Origin of the sequence: Streptomyces sp. NPDC046805 (assembly GCF_040645355.1) — a bacterium.
Taxonomy (GTDB): domain Bacteria; phylum Actinomycetota; class Actinomycetes; order Streptomycetales; family Streptomycetaceae; genus Streptomyces.
The window spans coordinates 19,610-37,936 of the sequence record NZ_JBEYYC010000046.1 but is presented as its reverse complement, the minus strand read 5'-3'; the positions used below and the strand labels follow the sequence as shown (position 1 = coordinate 37,936).

General features: G+C 71.2%; 18 protein-coding genes. 11 read left to right on the top strand and 7 right to left on the bottom strand.

Going from position 1 to position 18,327, the window contains the following annotated elements:
* Positions 1-177 precede the first annotated feature (177 nt).
* Together ABZ910_RS33600 and ABZ910_RS33595 are read left to right on the top strand one after the other, a co-directional pair.
* Complete coding sequence (locus tag ABZ910_RS33600) at positions 178-1,074, top strand: sterol desaturase family protein (protein ID WP_361372745.1); 897 nt, start codon at positions 178-180, stop codon at positions 1,072-1,074.
* A 63-nt stretch (positions 1,075-1,137) separates the two neighbouring features.
* Positions 1,138-2,181: a zinc-dependent alcohol dehydrogenase family protein gene (locus tag ABZ910_RS33595; RefSeq protein ID WP_361372743.1), complete on the top strand. Its 1,044-nt coding sequence runs from the start codon at positions 1,138-1,140 to the stop codon at positions 2,179-2,181.
* Between the two features lie 404 nt (positions 2,182-2,585).
* Here ABZ910_RS33595 and ABZ910_RS33590 read toward each other — a convergent pair whose 3' ends face one another.
* Positions 2,586-3,965, bottom strand: a complete 1,380-nt coding sequence (locus ABZ910_RS33590; RefSeq protein WP_361372741.1) for a CoA transferase — start codon at positions 3,963-3,965, stop codon at positions 2,586-2,588.
* 174 nt (positions 3,966-4,139) lie between these two features.
* Between ABZ910_RS33590 and ABZ910_RS33585 the strand changes: the two genes are divergently transcribed.
* The 3 genes from ABZ910_RS33585 to moaA all read left to right on the top strand — a co-directional run bounded on the left by ABZ910_RS33585 (position 4,140) and on the right by moaA (position 7,334).
* Complete coding sequence (locus tag ABZ910_RS33585; protein ID WP_361372739.1) at positions 4,140-4,496, top strand: DUF485 domain-containing protein; 357 nt, start codon at positions 4,140-4,142, stop codon at positions 4,494-4,496.
* Positions 4,493-6,112: a cation acetate symporter gene (locus tag ABZ910_RS33580; RefSeq protein ID WP_361372737.1), complete on the top strand. Its 1,620-nt coding sequence runs from the start codon at positions 4,493-4,495 to the stop codon at positions 6,110-6,112. Before ABZ910_RS33585 ends, ABZ910_RS33580 begins: the two co-directional genes overlap by 4 nt.
* Before the next feature lie 232 nt (positions 6,113-6,344).
* Positions 6,345-7,334: a GTP 3',8-cyclase MoaA gene (gene moaA, locus ABZ910_RS33575; protein ID WP_361372735.1), complete on the top strand. Its 990-nt coding sequence runs from the start codon at positions 6,345-6,347 to the stop codon at positions 7,332-7,334.
* Between the two features lie 66 nt (positions 7,335-7,400).
* Here the strand turns inward: moaA and ABZ910_RS33570 are convergent, their stop codons facing one another.
* The 5 genes from ABZ910_RS33570 to ABZ910_RS33550 all read right to left on the bottom strand — a co-directional run bounded on the left by ABZ910_RS33570 (position 7,401) and on the right by ABZ910_RS33550 (position 12,806).
* Positions 7,401-7,613, bottom strand: coding sequence for a hypothetical protein (locus ABZ910_RS33570; protein WP_361372733.1), 213 nt, complete (start codon positions 7,611-7,613; stop codon positions 7,401-7,403).
* A gap of 229 nt (positions 7,614-7,842) precedes the next feature.
* Positions 7,843-8,271 (bottom strand): DUF3099 domain-containing protein, encoded by a 429-nt coding sequence (locus tag ABZ910_RS33565; RefSeq protein WP_361372731.1) that lies wholly within the window; start codon positions 8,269-8,271, stop codon positions 7,843-7,845.
* 282 nt (positions 8,272-8,553) lie between these two features.
* On the bottom strand, positions 8,554-9,822 hold the full coding sequence (gene tyrS / locus ABZ910_RS33560; RefSeq protein ID WP_361372729.1) for a tyrosine--tRNA ligase: 1,269 nt from the start codon (positions 9,820-9,822) through the stop codon (positions 8,554-8,556).
* A gap of 69 nt (positions 9,823-9,891) precedes the next feature.
* Positions 9,892-11,286 carry a metallopeptidase TldD-related protein gene (locus ABZ910_RS33555; RefSeq protein ID WP_361372727.1) on the bottom strand — a complete coding sequence of 465 codons (1,395 nt, stop codon included), beginning with the start codon at positions 11,284-11,286 and terminating at the stop codon, positions 9,892-9,894.
* Positions 11,283-12,806 carry a TldD/PmbA family protein gene (locus ABZ910_RS33550; RefSeq protein WP_361372725.1) on the bottom strand — a complete coding sequence of 508 codons (1,524 nt, stop codon included), beginning with the start codon at positions 12,804-12,806 and terminating at the stop codon, positions 11,283-11,285. Before ABZ910_RS33550 ends, ABZ910_RS33555 begins: the two co-directional genes overlap by 4 nt.
* A 266-nt stretch (positions 12,807-13,072) precedes the next feature.
* Between ABZ910_RS33550 and ABZ910_RS33545 the strand changes: the two genes are divergently transcribed.
* From ABZ910_RS33545 to ABZ910_RS33530, 4 genes are all read left to right on the top strand, one after another.
* Positions 13,073-13,594: a DoxX family protein gene (locus tag ABZ910_RS33545; RefSeq protein WP_361372747.1), complete on the top strand. Its 522-nt coding sequence runs from the start codon at positions 13,073-13,075 to the stop codon at positions 13,592-13,594.
* Between the two features lie 288 nt (positions 13,595-13,882).
* Positions 13,883-14,587 (top strand): 3-oxoacyl-[acyl-carrier-protein] reductase, encoded by a 705-nt coding sequence (gene fabG / locus ABZ910_RS33540; protein ID WP_361372723.1) that lies wholly within the window; start codon positions 13,883-13,885, stop codon positions 14,585-14,587.
* 5 nt (positions 14,588-14,592) lie between these two features.
* The gene (gene fabI / locus ABZ910_RS33535; protein ID WP_361372721.1) at positions 14,593-15,360 is read left to right on the top strand and encodes an enoyl-ACP reductase FabI; all 768 of its coding nucleotides are present in this window, start codon (positions 14,593-14,595) and stop codon (positions 15,358-15,360) included.
* Between the two features lie 192 nt (positions 15,361-15,552).
* Positions 15,553-15,897 (top strand): hypothetical protein, encoded by a 345-nt coding sequence (locus tag ABZ910_RS33530; RefSeq protein ID WP_361372719.1) that lies wholly within the window; start codon positions 15,553-15,555, stop codon positions 15,895-15,897.
* On the opposite strand, the gene ABZ910_RS33525 is transcribed toward ABZ910_RS33530, so the two are convergent.
* Positions 15,875-16,567 carry a FadR/GntR family transcriptional regulator gene (locus ABZ910_RS33525; RefSeq protein ID WP_361372717.1) on the bottom strand — a complete coding sequence of 231 codons (693 nt, stop codon included), beginning with the start codon at positions 16,565-16,567 and terminating at the stop codon, positions 15,875-15,877. The genes ABZ910_RS33530 and ABZ910_RS33525 overlap by 23 nt on opposite strands.
* 79 nt (positions 16,568-16,646) lie before the next feature.
* Here ABZ910_RS33525 and ABZ910_RS33520 point away from each other — a divergent pair, with 79 nt between their 5' ends.
* Positions 16,647-18,020: a CynX/NimT family MFS transporter gene (locus tag ABZ910_RS33520; RefSeq protein ID WP_361372715.1), complete on the top strand. Its 1,374-nt coding sequence runs from the start codon at positions 16,647-16,649 to the stop codon at positions 18,018-18,020.
* Between the two features lie 91 nt (positions 18,021-18,111).
* Positions 18,112-18,228 carry an SGM_5486 family transporter-associated protein gene (locus tag ABZ910_RS33515; RefSeq protein ID WP_361372713.1) on the top strand — a complete coding sequence of 39 codons (117 nt, stop codon included), beginning with the start codon at positions 18,112-18,114 and terminating at the stop codon, positions 18,226-18,228.
* The last annotated feature ends 99 nt before the right edge of the window (positions 18,229-18,327 follow it).

The window sequence follows — 18,327 nt, the reverse complement described above, 5'->3', positions numbered from 1 at the left end:
GGACCCCCATCGCGTCGACGCCCTCCTCCGCCTTGCAGCTGCACGCACCAGACCCCGCTCCCTGATCCGGCCTGATCCAAACGAAAGACCCTAGCGCGGGGGCGTACGGGCGGGTCGCGGCGTACTTGTAGGTAACAACGTCTAGCCGTGGCCGACCGGCGGCTCTACGGTGCCCCCATGCCGAACCTCCCCGACGTCGTGGTCTGGTCGATACCCGCCTTCCTGCTGCTCACCGTCATCGAGATCGTCGGCGTCCGTCTCCATCCCGAGGAGGACGCGGCCGGGTACGAGACCAGGGACGCGGCGACGAGCCTCTCCATGGGGCTCGGCAGCCTGTTCTTCGACGCCCTGTGGAAGATCCCGATCGTCGCGGCCTACATGGCGGTCTACGAACTCACGCCCCTGCGCGTGCCGTTCCTGTGGTGGACGGTGGCGCTGATGCTGCTCGCGCAGGACTTCCTCTACTACTGGTCCCACCGTGGCCATCACGTCATCCGCATCCTGTGGGCCTGCCACGTCGTCCACCACTCCAGCACGAGGTTCAACCTCACGACCGCCCTGCGCCAGCCCTGGACGAGCCTCACCGTGTGGCCGTTCTACGTCCCGCTCGTCGCCGTCGGCGTGCACCCGGCCGTCCTCGCCTTCTGCTCCTCCGTGAACCTCGTGTACCAGTTCTGGATCCACACCGAGCGGATCGACCGGATGCCCCGGTGGTTCGAGTACGTCTTCAACACGCCCTCGCACCACCGGGTGCACCACGCGTCCCAGGGCGGCTACCTGGACCGCAACTTCGGCGGGATGCTGATCGTCTGGGACCGGCTCTTCGGGTCCTTCGTGGCCGAGGCCGAGCGGCCCGTCTACGGGCTGACCAAGAACATCGGCACGTACAACCCGATCAAGGTCGCCACGCACGAATACGTCTCCATCGCCAAGGACGTGCGGGCGGCGGTCAGTTGGCGGGAGCGCGCGGGGCGCGTGTTCCGGGGGCCGGGCTGGGAACCGGCGCCGGGCACCCTCGGCGAGCGGGGCGCGCCGGCGGCGGCGTACGGTGAAGTGCGCTCGACCACCCGCTGAGCGCGCCGTACGGGACACCGTACGACCGCACCACCGCACCGCTGCACGAGAAGGATTCCCGCCATGCGCGCCACCACCATCCACGCCCCGTACGACATGCGCGTGGAGGACGTTCCTGAGCCCGTGGTGCAGCTGCCCACGGACGCCGTGGTGCGGGTGCTGCGCGCCTGCATCTGCGGCAGCGACCTGTGGGCCTACCGCGGTGAGGCGGCCCGGCAGCCGGGGCAGCGGATCGGCCACGAGTTCCTCGGCGTGGTCGAGGAGACCGGCTCCGGCGTGAGCACCGTCCGGCGCGGTGACCTCGTCGTCGCGCCCTTCATGTGGTCCGACGGCGTCTGCGACTACTGCCGCGAGGGCCTGACCACCTCCTGCGAGCACGGCGGCTTCTGGGGCTCCGTGGGCTACGACGGCGGCCAGGGCGAGGCGGTGCGCGTGCCGTTCGCCGACGGCACCCTCGTCCAGCTGCCCAAGGAGGCGGCCTCCGACGAGCACCTGCTGTCCGCCCTGCTGACCCTCTCCGACGTCCTCGGCACCGGTCACCACGCCGCCCTCGGCGCGGGCGCCCGCCCCGGGGCCACGGTCGCCGTCGTCGGTGACGGGGCCGTCGGCCTGTGCGCCGTGCTGGCCGCCAAGCGGCTGGGTGCCGAGCGGATCATCGCGCTGGGCCGCCACCAGGGCCGTACGGACATCGCGCGCCGCTTCGGCGCCACCGACGTCGTCGCCGAGCGCGGGGAGGCGGCCGTCGAGGCGGTGCGCGAGCTCACCCGCGGCCAGGGCGCGCACGGCGTCGTCGAGGCGGTCGGCACCGAGCAGTCGATGCGTACGGCTGTCAACATCACCCGGGACGGCGGCGCCATCGGCTTCGTCGGTGTCCCGCACGGCAGCGGCACCGGCCTGGACCTCGGCGTCATGTTCGACCGGAACATCGCCCTGCGCGGCGGCGTCGCGCCCGTGCGCACGTACATTCCTCAGCTGCTGCCCGACATCCTCGACGGCACGATCGACCCGTCGCCGGTCTTCGACATGACGGTCGGCATCGAGGGCGTACCGGACGGCTACAAGGCGATGGACGAGCGCACCGCCCTCAAGGTCATGGTCGCCAACTGACCTGCCGCCACCACCCCGTTGCCGCCCGGCCGGTCACCAGTGGACCGGCAGCGGCAGCGCCGTCAGCAGCCCCGACACCGTGACCACCGCGCCGAGGACGACCGCCTCGGCGCGCGCGGGAGCGTACGCGGTCAGCGGGTCGGGCGTCCGGCTCAGCCGGACGCGGGCCCACAGGGCGGGGGATCAGCGCGTCCAGGGCGAGCAGGGCCACCAGAGCGGTGACGGCGGCCGCGCGGCGTCTCCCGGTCCGGCGGCCGGCTCCGCTCGCGCCGTCCGCCTCGGCGGTCGGTCGGGTCACAGTCACCCCCGGATCGTCGTCAGCCGCCGTAGAGCGGGGCAAGTGCCGGAAAGTGGGCGGGCGTTGGTCGCTGCGCCCGCTGGTACGTCTCCGGCCGCCCGTCCGCTCAGACCCATCGGGGCGCGTCCGTCCCCCAGAGCCCCGGAGGCCGCGCCCAGTCGACCGGACCGCCGGTGAAGGACACCGGCGGCAGCGCGTACCGCAGCCGCCCGATCGCACTGTCCCGCTCGCCGAGCCGGGAATCCGCCGCGTCGTCGGGTGCTTCGCCTGCTTCCCCCGCGTCGCCGCGGTCGATCCCGTCCGTCAGCCAGGCCGCGGTCCGCGCCAGCGCGAGCCGTACGACGCGGCCGTGTCCCTCGTACGACTGCTCCGTCAGCGCCCGCAGCACGGCCGCCGCCAGCAGATAGCCCGTGCCGTGGTCCAGGGCCTGCGCGGGCAGCGCGCCCGGCCGCTCGGCCGAGCCCTCGATCGCCGCGATCCCGGTCGCGACCTGCACGAGACTGTCGAAGCCGCGCCGCCCGGCCCATGGCCCGTACGCGCCCCACGCCGACACCTGCGCCACCACCAGTCCGGGCCGCCGCTCGGCCAGCGCCTCGGGGGAGAGCCCGAACCGGTCCAGGGCGCCCGGCCGGTAGCCGGTGACCACGACGTCGGCCGCGGCCAGCAGCTCCTCGAAGGTCTTCCGGTCGGTCGTGAGGTCCAGCCGTGCCGACCTCTTCCCGAGCCCCGTGTCCGCGTGCAGCTCGGGGTCCTCGGACAGCCAGGGGGCGTCCAGGCGCAGCACGTCCGCGCCGAGCAGGGCGAGCGTGCGCGTGGCGACCGGGCCGGCGAGGACCCGGGTCAGGTCCAGCACGCGCAGCCCGGCGGCGGGCAGCAGGGGAGAGCCCTCGAGTCGGGGGAGCACGCGCGCGTGGGCCGAGTCCAGCCGGCCGCGCTCCACCAGGGGCCGCTCGGACAGCGCGGCGGACTGCTCGTGCGCGGCCCACTGCCCGGGTGTGCGCAGCGCGACGGCCAAGCCCCCGGCGCCGTACACCGTCTCCTCCACCTCCAGGGCGGGCCGCTCGGCGAGCCGGGCGGCGACGTCCTCCACCGGGGCGTCCTCCGGCAGCCGCAGCGCGCTCAGCAACCGCGCCCGGTGGTGCGGGTAGTTGGCGTGCGTGCGCACCCAGCCGTCCGCCGTGCGCCAAAGCCGCGACAGCGGCGCGAAGGAGACCGGCTGCCGCCCGTCGATCGACAGCTCCCGCTCGCTGCGGAAGGCGATCTCCACTGCCCCGTCCTCGACCCGGACCTCCGGCACCGCGTCGAGACCGGAGCGCCTCGCCCCCAACTCGGCGGCGGCCAGCGCGCACGCGCCGACGCACGAACGCGCCAACTCCCGTACAGGAAGGCGTGCTTGGAGGGATCCCGCACGCGCCACGGTGGTGACCCGGTCGAGCGGGCCGGGATCGCCGCCCAGCGCGGACCACGCGAACATGATGTCAGTCATGACTGCACTATGCAGTATTGATTCGATCAACATATGCGCCGACTTCCGAAAGAACTCAAAGGAGTTGAACCGGCCCTTGCGTGGCGCCGTGACCTTGGGCAGGGAGCGCCAGCAGGATCGAGGACGGCCTCCCGACCGGTCAGAGACCGCATGCCCGTAACGCGAGGAGACTCCGTGGCTACCGAGACACCGCCCCCGCCGAAAGCGCAAGCCCAACTCCCCTCCACCGAGGAGTTCGCCGACGTGCAGCAGAGCGCGGAGTTCGGTGAACTGCGCCGCTCCCACCGCTCCTTCGCCTTCCCGCTGACCATCGCGTTCATCGCCTGGTACCTGCTGTACGTCCTGCTGTCCAACTACGCGGGCGGCTTCATGGACACCAAGGTGGCCGGCAACATCAACGTGGCGATCGTCCTCGGTCTCGCCCAGTTCCTCACCACGTTCCTCATCGCCTGGTGGTACGCGCGGCACGCCGCCGCCAAGCTCGACCCCAAGGCCGAGGCCATCAAGTCCCGGATGGAGGGCGGAGAATGAGTCCCGCGATCACCCTGGCGGCCGGCGAGGCCGGCCAGCACCGGCCGCTGATCCTCACCCTGTTCGCCGTGTTCGTCGCCGCGACCCTCGTCATCACCGTGTGGGCGGGCCGCCAGACCAAGGACGCCGCCGACTTCTACGCAGGCGGGCGGCAGTTCACCGGCTTCCAGAACGGCCTCGCCGTCTCCGGCGACTACATGTCCGCCGCGTCCTTCCTCGGCATCGCGGGCGCCATCGCCCTCTTCGGCTACGACGGCTTCCTGTACTCCATCGGCTTCCTGGTCGCCTGGCTGGTCGCCCTGCTCCTGGTCGCCGAGCCGCTGCGCAACTCCGGCCGCTACACGATGGGCGACGTGCTGGCGTACCGGATGCGCCAGCGCCCGGTCCGTACGGCGGCCGGCACCTCCACCATCGTCGTGTCGATCTTCTACCTGCTGGCCCAGATGGCGGGCGCGGGCGTCCTGGTCTCGCTGCTGCTCGGCATCACCAGCGACGGCGGCAAGATCGGCATCGTCGCCCTGGTCGGCGTCCTGATGATCGTCTACGTCACCATCGGCGGCATGAAGGGCACCACCTGGGTGCAGATGGTCAAGGCCGTCCTGCTGATCGTCGGCGCCATCCTGCTGACCTTCCTGGTCCTGCTGAAGTTCCACTTCAACCTCTCGGACCTGCTGGGCAAGGCCGCCGACAACAGCGGCAAGGGCGCCGCGTTCCTGGAGCCCGGCCTGAAGTACGGCGCCACGAGCACCACCAAGCTGGACTTCATCTCGCTCGGCATCGCGCTGGTCCTGGGCACCGCGGGCCTGCCGCACATCCTGATCCGCTTCTACACGGTGCCCACCGCCAAGGCCGCCCGTAAGTCCGTGATCTGGGCGATCGGCCTGATCGGCGGCTTCTACCTGATGACCCTGGCCCTCGGCTTCGGTGCCGCCGCACTGATCAAGCCGGACGAGATCATCGCCTCCAACAAGGCGGGCAACACGGCGGCCCCGCTGCTGGCCCTGCACCTGGGCGGCGTGGACTCCAGCTGGGGCGCGGTCCTGCTGGCCAGCATCTCCGCGGTCGCCTTCGCCACGATCCTCGCGGTCGTCGCGGGCCTGACACTGGCCTCGTCCTCCTCCTTCGCGCACGACATCTACGCGAACGTCATCAAGAAGGGCACCGCCTCCGAGAAGCAGGAGGTGGGCGCGGCCCGCTGGGCGACGGTGGGCATCGGCGCGGTGTCGATCGTCCTGGGCGCCCTCGCGCGCGACCTCAACGTGGCCGGCCTGGTGGCCCTCGCCTTCGCGGTCGCCGCCTCCGCCAACCTGCCGACGATCCTCTACAGCCTGTTCTGGAAGCGGTTCACCACCTCCGGCGCCCTGTGGTCGATCTACGGCGGTCTCGTCACCGCGGTCGGCCTGGTGCTGTTCTCGCCGGTGGTCTCGGGCGCGCCCACGTCGATGTTCCCCGACGCCGACTTCCACTGGTTCCCGCTGGAGAACCCCGGCATCATCTCGATCCCGGTCGGCTTCCTGCTCGGCGTCCTCGGCACGCTCCTGTCGAAGGAGGAGCCGGACGCCGGCAAGTACGCGGAGCTGGAGGTCCGGTCCCTGACCGGCACCGGAGCGCACTGACGGACACGGAGCCTCCGTGCGCACGGCCGCGCCGCAGTCGTGAACGACTGGGGCGCGGCCGCGTCGTCCCCCCGCCCTGCTGCTCCCGCTCCCTGCTCCTGCCCAGCGGCATCCGCTCATCTCCTGGCGGTTGAGATCACCCCGCGGCCGATGTCAGAGATCTCGCGTAGTCTCGCAAGTGACGAGAAACGAGTCTGAGGAACGAGTCTTCCGCAAGAGGGAGGGGGCCCACGTGCTCATCGACACCTACGGCCGAGTGGCCACCGACCTGAGGGTTTCGCTGACGGACCGGTGCAACCTGCGCTGCACCTACTGCATGCCCGAGGAGGGACTGCAGTGGCTCTCCAAGAACACGCTGCTCACGGATGACGAGATCGTTCGCCTGATCGACATCGCGGTCACCTCCCTCGGCATCAAGGACGTCCGCTTCACGGGGGGCGAGCCGCTGATCCGCCCCGGCATCGTCGGCATCGTCGAACGGGTGGCGGCCATGGAGCCGCGTCCGAAGATGTCGGTGACGACCAACGGCATCGGCCTCAAGCGGATGGCGAGCGCGCTGAAGGCGGCCGGCCTGGATCGGGTCAACGTCTCCCTCGACACCCTCCGCCCGGACGTCTTCAAGGCCCTCACCCGCCGGGACCGCCACCAGGACGTCCTCGACGGCCTGGAGGCCGCCCGCGAGGCGGGCCTCACTCCGGTCAAGGTCAACACGGTCCTGATGCCGGGCCTGAACGAGGACGAGGCTCCGGACCTGCTGGCCTGGGCGGTCGAGCACGACTACGAGCTGCGCTTCATCGAGCAGATGCCCCTCGACGCCCAGCACGGCTGGAAGCGCGAGAGCATGGTCACCGCCGAGGACATCCTCGCCTCCCTGCGTACCCGCTTCGAGCTCACCCCGGAGGACGCCGAGGCGCGCGGCTCGGCCCCGGCCGAACGCTGGATCGTCGACGGTGGCCCGCACCGCGTCGGCGTCATCGCCTCCGTCACCCGCCCGTTCTGCGCCGCCTGCGACCGCACCCGGCTCACGGCCGACGGTCAGATCAGGACGTGCCTGTTCGCCACGGAGGAGACGGACCTGCGCGGCGCCCTGCGCTCCGACGCACCCGACGAGGAGATCGCCCGTATCTGGCGCGAGGCGATGTGGGGCAAGAAGGCGGGCTCCGGCCTCGACGACCCGTCGTTCCTGCAGCCGGACCGTCCCATGTCCGCGATCGGCGGCTAGGGCCGGCCGGGATCGGCCGGGAGTCTCAATCCGGCCCTCGGCCCGGACCCGCGCCCCGGCCCGGGCTCACGCCCCCTCGGCCGACTCCCACTCGGTCAGCAGGACGACGTCCTTCAGGAAACCCCGTACGCCGAGGAACTGGGACAGATGCTCCCGGTGCTCCTCGCACGCGAGCCACGTCTTGCGCCGCTCCGGCGTATGGACCTTGGGGTTGTTCCACGCCAGCACCCACACGGCGGCGGAACGGCAGCCCTTGGCTGAACAGATCGAGTCACTCACTGGTCGTTCGTCTCACAGAAGCCCCGAAAACAAGGCGACGCCGAGCAGCCACGGGGGGAGCTGCCCGGCGTCGGTCTGTCGCTCCGACGGGGGATGCGGAGCGCGTACGCAGTATGTCACGGGTGACCCACCGCCCGGCACCGGAACAACATGATTGATCTGAGCTTTTCCTGAGCTTGATACCGGCCTTGAAGTCGAGCCGGCAGACGTCTGCCCCCATCCCCGATGGTCACACCCTGTCGGGTCGCTCACCGCCCGTTCCCGCCGCCGGGTCGGTCACCGCGTCCTCCGGAGCGGATTCCGGTTGCGGGCCCGTAGCCCGGGACGGTGCGATCTCCGCGACCGGCGACAGCGTGGAAGGTGCCGCCATCGGGGACGGCGTGACCGCGAAGGTCGACGGGAGCGACGGCGGCCGCTCCCGGCCCGCGTTGGCGATGACCACGGCGACATAGGGGAGGATCGCCCCGAACACCAACGCCACGATGGCGACGTACCGTTCGACGTTCCAGAGCGAGGCCGCGAGGATCACCGCGACGGTACGGATCGACATCGAGATGACGTACCGGCGCTGCCGGCCGCGTACGTCCTCGGCCAGGCCCGTCCGGGCTCCGGTGATCCGGAACACCTGGGCGTTGCCGCCATCGTGCTCTTTCCGCATCACACTTCACCATCCGCCCGCATCGGACTCTCCCGGCCCGTACCCGGTCCGCACCCGGTCGGAGAAACCGGGCCAGGACACGCTCCACGTTACGCCGCACCTGCGCCGCCTTCGAGACCGGGGCGCGCTCCGCCCGGGCGAACGTCCTGCGCCGCGCTGCGTACCGGCGGACGCGGCGGCGTCGTACCCGGCCTGCGTCACCCGGGCCCCCTCCGGCTGGACGCTTCCCCGCGCACATGGCGAAGGGCGGCTCCCGTCGCGGAAGCCGCCCTTCGGGGTGGATCAGGCGGACGTGACCTCGACCGCCGCCAGGTTCTTCTTGCCCCGGCGCAGCACCAGCCAGCGGCCGTGCAGCAGGTCCTCCTTGGCGGGGACCGCGTCCTCGGCGGTGACCTTGACGTTGTTCACGTAGGCACCGCCCTCCTTGACCGTGCGGCGTGCGGCGGACTTGCTCGCCACCAGGCCGACCTCGGCGAACAGGTCCGTCACCAGGCCCGGCTCGGTCACCTGGACGTGCGGCACCTCGGACAGGGCGGCCGCCAGCGTCCGCTCGTCGAGGTCCGCCAACTCGCCCTGACCGAACAGCGCCTTGGACGCGGCGATCACGGCGGCCGTCTGCTCGGCGCCGTGCACCAGCGTCGTCAGCTCCTCGGCCAGCGCGCGCTGCGCCGCCCGCGCCTGCGGACGCTCCTCGGTCTGCCGTTCCAGCTCCTCCAGCTCCTCACGGGACTTGAAGGACAGGATGCGCATGTACGTCGAGATGTCGCGGTCGTCCACGTTCAGCCAGAACTGGTAGAACGCGTACGGCGTGGTCATCTCCGGGTCGAGCCAGACGGCGCCGCCCTCGGTCTTGCCGAATTTGGTGCCGTCCGCCTTGGTCATCAGCGGGGTGGCCAGCGCGTGCACCTCGGCGTGCGGCTCCAGCCGGTGGATCAGGTCGAGACCGGCCGTGAGGTTGCCCCACTGGTCGCTGCCGCCCTGCTGGAGCGTGCAGCCGTAGCGTCGGAACAGCTGCAGGAAGTCCATGCCCTGCAGGATCTGGTAGCTGAACTCCGTGTAGCTGATGCCCTGGTCGGACTCCAGGCGGCGGGCCACCGAGTCCTTCGTCAGCATCTTGTTGACGCGGAAGTGCTTGCCGATGTCCCGCAGGAACTCGATCGCGGTCAGGCCCTCGGTCCAGTCGAGGTTGTTGACCATGACGGCCGCGTTCTCCCCCTCGAAGGAGAGGAACGGCTCGATCTGGCCACGCAGCTTGCCGACCCAGCCGGCGACCGTCTCCGGGTCGTTCAGCGTGCGCTCCGCGGTCGGGCGGGGGTCGCCGATCAGACCCGTCGCGCCACCCACCAGCGCCAGCGGCCGGTGCCCGGCCTGCTGGAGCCGGCGCACGGTCAGCACCTGCACCAGGTGACCGACGTGCAGGGACGGCGCGGTCGGGTCGAAACCGCAATAGAACGTGACGGGACCGTCCGCGAGCGCCTTGCGCAAAGCGTCCTCGTCAGTGGACAGGGCGAACAGCCCGCGCCACTTCAGCTCGTCGACGATGTCCGTCACGGTTCTCGTGTCTCCTCGGATGATCTGCGGCCGGTCGTGGTGTCGGCCGACATATGAACGCCTACGAGGTTATACGCCCTGACTGACAGAGCTCATATTGAAGTCGGGCACCCTCAGCGCAGGCATCGCAGTCCTAGTGAACCAGTCGCTCCACTCCCTCGGCAGCGTCTTTTCCGTCCGCCCCGCCTCCGTCGCCCGCCCCAGCAGGTCCACCGGCGACTCGTTGAACCGGAAGTTGTTGACCTGCCCCGTCACCTCGCCGTTCTCCACGAGGTAGACGCCGTCCCGGGTCAGACCGGTCAGCAGCAGCGTCGCCGGGTCGACCTCGCGGATGTACCAGAGGCAGGTCAGCAGCAGCCCGCGCTCGGTCTCCGCCACCATCTCCTCGATCGAGCAGTCCGCGCCGCCGTCCAGGATCAGGTTCCCGGCCGTCGGGGCCACGGGCAGCCCGGTCAGCCCGGCGCTGTGCCGGGTGGTGGTCAGGTGCCTGAGCTCACCGCGGTCGATCCACTCCGTCGCCGGGACCGGCAGCCCGTTGTCGAACACCGACTGGTCGCCCCCGGAGGAGTGCGCGACGACGAACGGGGTGCACTCGAGGCCGGGCTCGCCCGGGTCGCTGCGCATCGTCAGCGGCAGCCCGGACAGCTTCTCGCCGACACGGGTGCCGCCGCCCGGCTTGGAGAACACCGTCCGGCCCTCGGCCGCGTCCCGGCCCGACGCCGACCACAGCTGGTAGATCAGCAGGTCCGCCACCGCGCTCGGCGGCAGCAGCGTCTCGTAGCGGCCCGCGGGCAGCTCCACGCGCCGCTCGGCCCAGCCCAGGCGTACGGCCAGCTCGGCGTCCAGCGCGATCGGGTCGATGTCCTTGAAGTCCTGCGTGGGGCGCCCCGCCCACGCCGAGCGCGTACGGTCCGGGGACTTGGCGTTGAGCTCCAGCGTGCCGCTCGGCTGGTCGTGCCGCAGGCGCAGCCCCGCGGACGTGCCCACGTACGTCGACACGAGCTCGTGGTTGGCGAAACCGTACAGCTCGCGTCCGCCCGCACGCGCGCGTGCGAACGCCTCCCCGAGCGCCGGGGCGAAGTCCGCGAACACCGCCGACGAGGTCTCGGCGGGCGCGTCCGTGAAGTCCGGCGACTCCGGTACGCCCGTGACCAGCGGCTGGGCGTCCTCGGCGGGACCCGCCCCGCGCGCGGCGGCCTCGGCGGCCCGGACGAGGGGCTCCAGCTCCTGCGCGGTCACGGCGGACCGGGAGACGACCCCCGAGGCCGTGCCCTCCGTGCCGTCGACGGTCGCGATGACGGTGAGCGTACGGCCGCGTGTGACGCCGTTGGTCGTCAGCGTGTTGCCCGCCCAGCGCAGGTTCGCCGTCGAGCGCTCGTCGGCGATCACGACGCAGCCGTCGGACCGGGACAGGGCGAGGGCCTGCTCGACGATCTCGTGCGGCTTGTTCGTACGGGCACTCATCGACCGGCCTCCTGCGTGGTGTTGAGGATGTTCACGGACCTGAACAGGGCCGACGGGCAGCCGTGCGACACGGCGGCCACCTGGCCCGGCTGGGCCTTGCCGCAGTTGAAGGCGCCGCCCAGGACGTAGGTCTGCGGGCCGCCGACGGCCGCCATGGAGCCCCAGAAGTCGGTGGTCGTCGCCTGGTAGGCGACGTCCCGGAGCTGACCGGCGATCCGGCCGTTCTCGATCTTGAAGAAGCGCTGTCCCGTGAACTGGAAGTTGTAGCGCTGCATGTCGATGGACCAGGAGCGGTCGCCCACGACGTAGATGCCGCGCTCGACGCCCCCGATGAGGTCCTCCGTGGACATCCCCGCCGGGTCCGGCCGGAGCGAGACGTTGGCCATGCGCTGCACGGGCACGTGCGCGGGGGAGTCGGCGTACGCGCACCCGTTGGACCGCGCGAAGCCCGTCAGCTTCGCGATGCGCCGGTCCAACTGGTAGCCGACGAGCGTGCCGTCCTTCACCAGGTCCCAGGACTGCGCCTCGACGCCCTCGTCGTCGTAGCCGATGGTCGCGAGACCGTGCTCGGCGGTGCGGTCACCGGTGACGTTCATCAGCTCGGAGCCGTACTTCAGCTTGCCCAACTGGTCGAAGGTGGCGAAGGAGGTGCCGGCGTAGGCGGCCTCGTAGCCGAGGGCGCGGTCCAGTTCCGTGGCATGCCCGATGGACTCGTGGATGGTCAGCCACAGGTTGGACGGGTCGACGACCAGGTCGTACAGGCCCGGGTCCACGCTCGGCGCCCGCATCTTCTCGGCGAGCAGCTCCGGGATCCGCTCCAGCTCGCCCTCCCAGTCCCAGCCGGTGCCGGTGAGGTACTCCCAGCCGCGCCCGGCCGGCGGGGCGATCGTCCGCATCGAGTCGAACTCGCCGCTGGACTCGTCGACCGACACCGCGGTCAGCTGCGGATGCAGCCGCACCCGCTGCTGTGTGGTCACGGTGCCCGCCGTGTCCGCGTAGAACTTGTTCTCGTGCACGGTCAGCAGCGAGGCGTCGACGTGGTTGACCCCGTCCGCCGCCAGCAGCCGCGCGCTCCAGTCCGCCAGCAGCGCCGACTTCTCCTCGTCGGGCACGGAGAACGGATCGATCTCGTACGACGAGATCCACGTCTTCTCGGCGTACACCGGCTCGTCGGCGAGTTCCACCCGCTCGTCCGACCCGGCACCCTTGATCACCTGAGCCGAGAGCTTCGCCATCGCCACGGCCTGCGAGGCCACTCTGGCCGCGGCGTCCATCGTCAGGTCCACGCCCGACGCGAACCCCCACGCCCCGCCGTGCACGACCCGCACCGCGTACCCCAGGTCGGTGGTGTCGGACGACCCGGCCTGCTTGGCGTCCCTGAGCCGCCAGGACGCGCTGCGCACCCGCTCGAACCGAAAGTCCGCGTGCCCGGCCCCGAGCGCACGCGCGCGTGCCAGCGCGGCGTCGGCCAGGGCCCGTAGGGGAAGTGCCAGAAACGACTGATCGATCTCATGGGGCACGGGTGGGTTTCCCTTCGCTGCTACCACCAGGTCCGTCGTGCTCGGACGATCCGAATGGCCCGTACGGAGTCGCCGGTACGGAAGTCAAACACGTCCGGCACTCTCCGTACATGCGGGCTTTCCCTCTGGCCGGGCGACCGAGGGCCGAGATTTGTTGAACGTTCACCTATCGGGTTATGGTCGATGAGGTTGAACATTCAACTTAATCTCGGTAGAAAGGTTTTTCCGTGACGTCCACCCTCCGACCCGCCCGCACCCCCCGCACCGTGAGCGCCGGGGCCGGCACACCGGGCTCTTCGCTGCACGCCTATGACGTCGGGCTCCTGATCCTCCGCATCGCCCTCGGTCTGATCCTCGCCGTACACGGCACGCAGAAGCTCTTCGGCTGGTTCGGCAGTGGCGGCGGCCTGGACAGCACCGCCCAGTTCTTCACCATGAGCGGATACCCCGCCGCCAGGGTGATGGCGGTCATCGCAGGACTCACCGAAACGCTCGGCGGACTCGGCCTGGTCCTCGGTCTGCTCACGCCGCTCGCGGGCGCCGCGGCCCTCGGCACCATGATCAATGCCGTGGCTGTGACGTCGGCCGGCGGGTTCTTCGCCCCCAACGGTGTCGAGTACCCGCTGGTGCTGGCAGCGGGCGCGGGTGCGCTGGCCCTCACCGGGCCCGGGAGGCTCGCCGTCGACCGCTTCCTGCCCGTGCTGCGTGCCCACCGGCTCGCCTACGGCGTGGCGGCTCTGGTCATCGCCGCGGTGATGTCCGCCCTGGTTCTGACCGCCCGGCACTGACCGCTGTCGGTACCGCTCCGGGGGAGCGCCCCGCGCCGGCCGGCACTTCCGGGGGCCGGCGCAGGGCGAAAGCCTTCGGTGGGCCGGGGCATGCGGTCTCATGGACGGATCCGGCGTTGCCGACTGTAGGAACCCGACAGCACGTGCGGGTCGCCGCTGTCGGTGCCGTCTTGCCCACGGAAGGGGCCCTACCGATAGGTTTTCGATGAAGCCGCCTGTCTCGCCTCACGCCGAGGCGTTCGGGCGGGTTGTCGGAACGCATCAGACCGCTATCGAAAGGGTGATCCGTTGAGCCGCTCGGTTCTCGTCACCGGAGGCAACCGGGGCATCGGCCTCGCCATCGCCCGCGCATTCGCCGACGCCGGCGACAAGGTCGCGATCACGTACCGCTCGGGGGAGCCGCCGGCCGGCTTCCTCGCCGTCAAGTGCGACATCACCGACCCCGAGCAGGTGGAGCAGGCCTACAAGGAGATCGAGGCCCAGCACGGCCCCGTCGAGATCCTGATCGCCAACGCCGGCATCACCAAGGACCAGCTCCTGATGCGCATGTCCGAGGAGGACTTCACCTCGGTCATCGACACCAACCTCACCGGCACCTTCCGCGTCGTCAAGCGCGCCAACCGCGGCATGCTGCGCGCCAAGAAGGGCCGCGTCGTCCTGATCTCCTCGGTCGTCGGACTGCTCGGCTCGGCGGGGCAGGCGAACTACGCCGCCTCCAAGGCCGCCCTGGTCGGCTTCGCGCGCTCCCTCGCCCGTGAGCTGGGCTCGCGCAACATCACCTTCAACGTCGTCGCGCCCGGCTTCGTCGACACCGACATGACGCAGGCGCTCACCGACGAACAGCGCGCGGGCATCGTGTCGCAGGTGCCGCTGGGCCGTTACGCGCAGCCCGAGGAGATCGCCGCGACGGTGCGGTTCCTCGCCTCGGACGACGCCTCGTACATCACTGGAGCCGTCATCCCCGTTGACGGCGGACTGGGAATGGGTCACTGATCACCATGAGCGGAATTCTCGAGGGCAAGCGCGTCCTGATCACCGGTGTGCTGATGGAGTCCTCCATCGCCTTCCACACCGCCAAGCTGGCCCAGGAGCAGGGCGCCGAGATCATCCTGACCGCGTTCCCGCGGCCCACGCTGACCGAGCGCATCGCCAAGAAGCTGCCGAAGCCCACCAAGGTCATCGAGCTCGACGTCACCAACGACGAGCACCTCGGCCGCCTGGCCGACGTGGTCGGCGAGGAGCTCGGCGGCCTCGACGGCGTCGTGCACTCCATCGGCTTCGCGCCGCAGGACGCGCTCGGCGGCAACTTCCTCAACACGCCGTTCGAGTCCGTCTCCACGGCCATGCACGTCTCGGCGTTCTCCCTGAAGTCGCTGACCATGGCCTGCCTGCCGCTGATGCAGAACGGCGGCTCGGTCGTCGGCCTCACCTTCGACGCGCAGTACGCGTGGCCGCAGTACGACTGGATGGGCCCGGCCAAGGCCGCCCTGGAGGCCACCAACCGCTACATGGCGCGCGACCTGGGCAAGCAGAACATCCGCTGCAACCTCATCTCCGCGGGCCCGATCGGCTCCATGGCCGCCAAGTCCATCCCCGGCTTCGCCGAGCTCGCGTCGGTCTGGGACAACCGCGCCCCCCTGGAGTGGGACCTCAAGGACCCGGAGCCGGCCGGCCGCGGCGTCGTCGCGCTGCTGAGCGACTGGTTCCCGAAGACCACCGGCGAGATCATCCACGTGGACGGCGGTCTGCACGCCGTCGGCGCCTGATCGCCGCCGCTGCCCGACCGACGGCCGAGGCCCGCACCCCTACCGGTGCGGGCCTCGACCCGTTCCGGGTTCACCCGTTCGGCCCACTGGCCGGGCGCGGACGTGCGAGGACGGCGCACTCTTGAATACGAGTTCCGAGTACGAGTTCACCTTGCGGATTCCCTCCCCAGCTCGGCCGAGGAGGTCCCCCTTGTGCGCCTGTCCCGCAGCCTGGCCTCACTCACCGTCGCCGTCGCACTCGTCCTGTCGCTGCCGTACGAGGCGACGCCCCACGCGCGCGTGAAGGACGCCGCCGCCCCGCGCCTGTTCGGGGCGGAGTGCCGTACGGCCATCCGCGGCTCGCATGTGGTGGCCTACTGCCACAACCCCTACGTCGACACCGACCGCGTGAGCCTGCACGTCGAGTGCGCCCGCTGGTGGGACCTCGACACCGACACCGGTCCGGTCGACGCCGAGCCCGCGCTGACCGTACGGCTCACGGGCCGGTGCTGGAAGGACGTCGGCTCGGCCTGGGTCAGTCACCAGAAGGCGGGCTGAACCGCCCCGGACGGCACAGGAACGGGTAGCTCGCGGCCTCCACGGCGGCCGTCTCCGCGTCCCCTGCGCGGATCGCGTCGACGAGCCGGGTGTGGTCCATGTGCGCCTCGGGCGTCAGATCGGCTCCGACGTCCGCGCGCAGCCACTCCCGCAGCACCTCGCCCAGGTCGGCGTACATCGCGGTCATGACGTCGTTGTGGGAGGCGGCCACCACCGCCAGATGAAAGGTCGCGTCCGCGGTCACGAAGGCCTCCGCGTCCCCCGACTCCCAGGCCTCCTCGCGGCGGACCAGGAGCGCGTCGAGCTGCTTGAGGTCCTTCTCGGTGCGCCGCTCGGCGGCCAGCTTCGCCGCGGCCGACTCCAGCGTGGAGCGCAGCTCGGCGATGTGCCGCGGGTCGGCGTCGGCGAACCGGCGGTGCATCACGCCCGCCAGCTCGCTGGTCGCCACGACGTATGTGCCGGAGCCCTGGCGGATGTCCAGCAGGCCGTTGTGCGCGAGCGCGCGGACGGCCTCGCGGACCGTGTTGCGGGCGACGCCGAGCTGCTCGACCAGCTCCGGCTCCGTCGGGATGCGCGACCCGACCGGCCACTCGCCCGAGGTGATCTGGGTCCGCAGCTCGGCGATGACCTGCTCGGACAGTGCCGAACGACGGGGGTGGCTCAGGGGCATGGCTCACCTTCGCACACGAGGACCGGCAGAGCCCGGTCCGGGAGTGGACGACCTGAACGACCAATCATCCTATGATTCTATGATGGAGAACATGGCAGGCGAGGAGACCCGGACGACACACACCAGGGCGGCGACATCCACGGCCGAACGCGCCGAACGCGATACGGCCGCGGACAAGGCTCCGGAGGCCGGGGATACCCCCGGGCGCGCGCCCATGGCGGCATCCGCGCGATCCACGCGCACGTGGGCGACGCGCCTGGTCGTCGTCGGCATCGTGCTCTCGGCGCTCAACCTCCGCCCCGCCATCACCAGCCTCGGCGCGCTCCTCGAAGAGGTCCGCGACGGGCTCGGCATGAGCGGCGGCGTGGCCGGCGTCCTCACCTCCGTCCCCTCGCTCTGCTTCGCCGTCTTCGGGGTCACGGCACCCCGCCTCGCCCGCCGCTTCGGACCGGCCGCGGTGGTGTGCGCCGGCATGGTCGCCATCGCCGCCGGCCTGCTGATACGGCCCTACGCCGGGAGCACCGCCGGATTCCTGGCCGCCAGCGCGCTCGCGCTCATGGGCATCGCGGTCAGCAACGTACTGATGCCGGTCATCGTCAAGCGCTGGTTCCCGGACCGGGTGGGCTCCATGACCGGCCTGTACTCGATGGCCCTCGCCCTCGGCACCTCGACCGCCGCCGCGGTGACCGTGCCCATGACCGAGGCGCTGGGCGGCAGTTGGCGCTCGGGGCTCGCCGTGTGGGCGGGGCTCGCGGCCGCCGCCGTACTGCCCTGGCTTCCCTTGGTCCGGGACCGGGGCACGGCCTCGGCGGGGGAGTCCGCCCCGGAACCCGTGCGAGAGGCCGAGGAGCGGCGGCAGCAGGCTCCGCTGCGGATCACCCGGAGCGGTACGGCCCGGGCGCTCGCCGTCTTCTTCGGACTGCAGGCCACCGCCGCCTACATCACCATGGGCTGGATGGCGCAGATCTTCCGCGACGCGGGCGTGGCCGCGAGCACGGCGGGGCTGCTCCTCGCCGTCACCATGGTGATGGGCGTGCCGCTGGCCTTCGTCATCCCGCGCCTCGCCACCCGGCTGCCCCAGCAGGGACCGATCGTGCTGGTCCTGGGCCTCTGCGGTCTCTCCGGCTACGCGGGCCTGTACTTCGCCCCGGCGGCGGGCGCCTGGGCCTGGGCCGTACTGCTCGGCGTCTCCAACTGCGCCTTCCCGCTGGCCCTCACGATGGTCGGCATGCGGGCCAGGACCAGCGCGGGCGTCGCCCAGCTCTCCGCCTTCGCGCAGAGCACCGGCTACCTGATCTCCATCCCCGGGCCGCTCCTGGTCGGCGTGCTCTACCAGCACAGCGGCGGTTGGGGCCTCCCGATCGCCCTCATGGCCGGCCTCATGCTGCCGCAGATGGCGGTGGGCGTCCTGGCGGGCCGCGACCGGACGGTGGAGGACGAGGCGGCGCGCTGATCGGAGGCGGTCGGACCGGTCGCATCGGTCGGATGGACCGGATCGGATCCCCGGCGCGGCCGGCGTGGACGAGGGGTGCGAGACTGGGCGCATGCCTGCGCTCGACCCGCACCCCCAGAACAGCCAGAAGAAGCTGCTGCTCGTCTTCGGCTCGTTCCTAGCCATCTTCGTGGTCATCGCCGTCATCGCGACGCTCGCGTCTCCCTGACCACATTGCCCCCGGCCTCGGTGGCCGATGGTGGGGTCGGCCCCCATCCCCTAGGGGGAGAGTGTCAGGGTCAAGTGGGTGGATCACCGGATGGGTTGG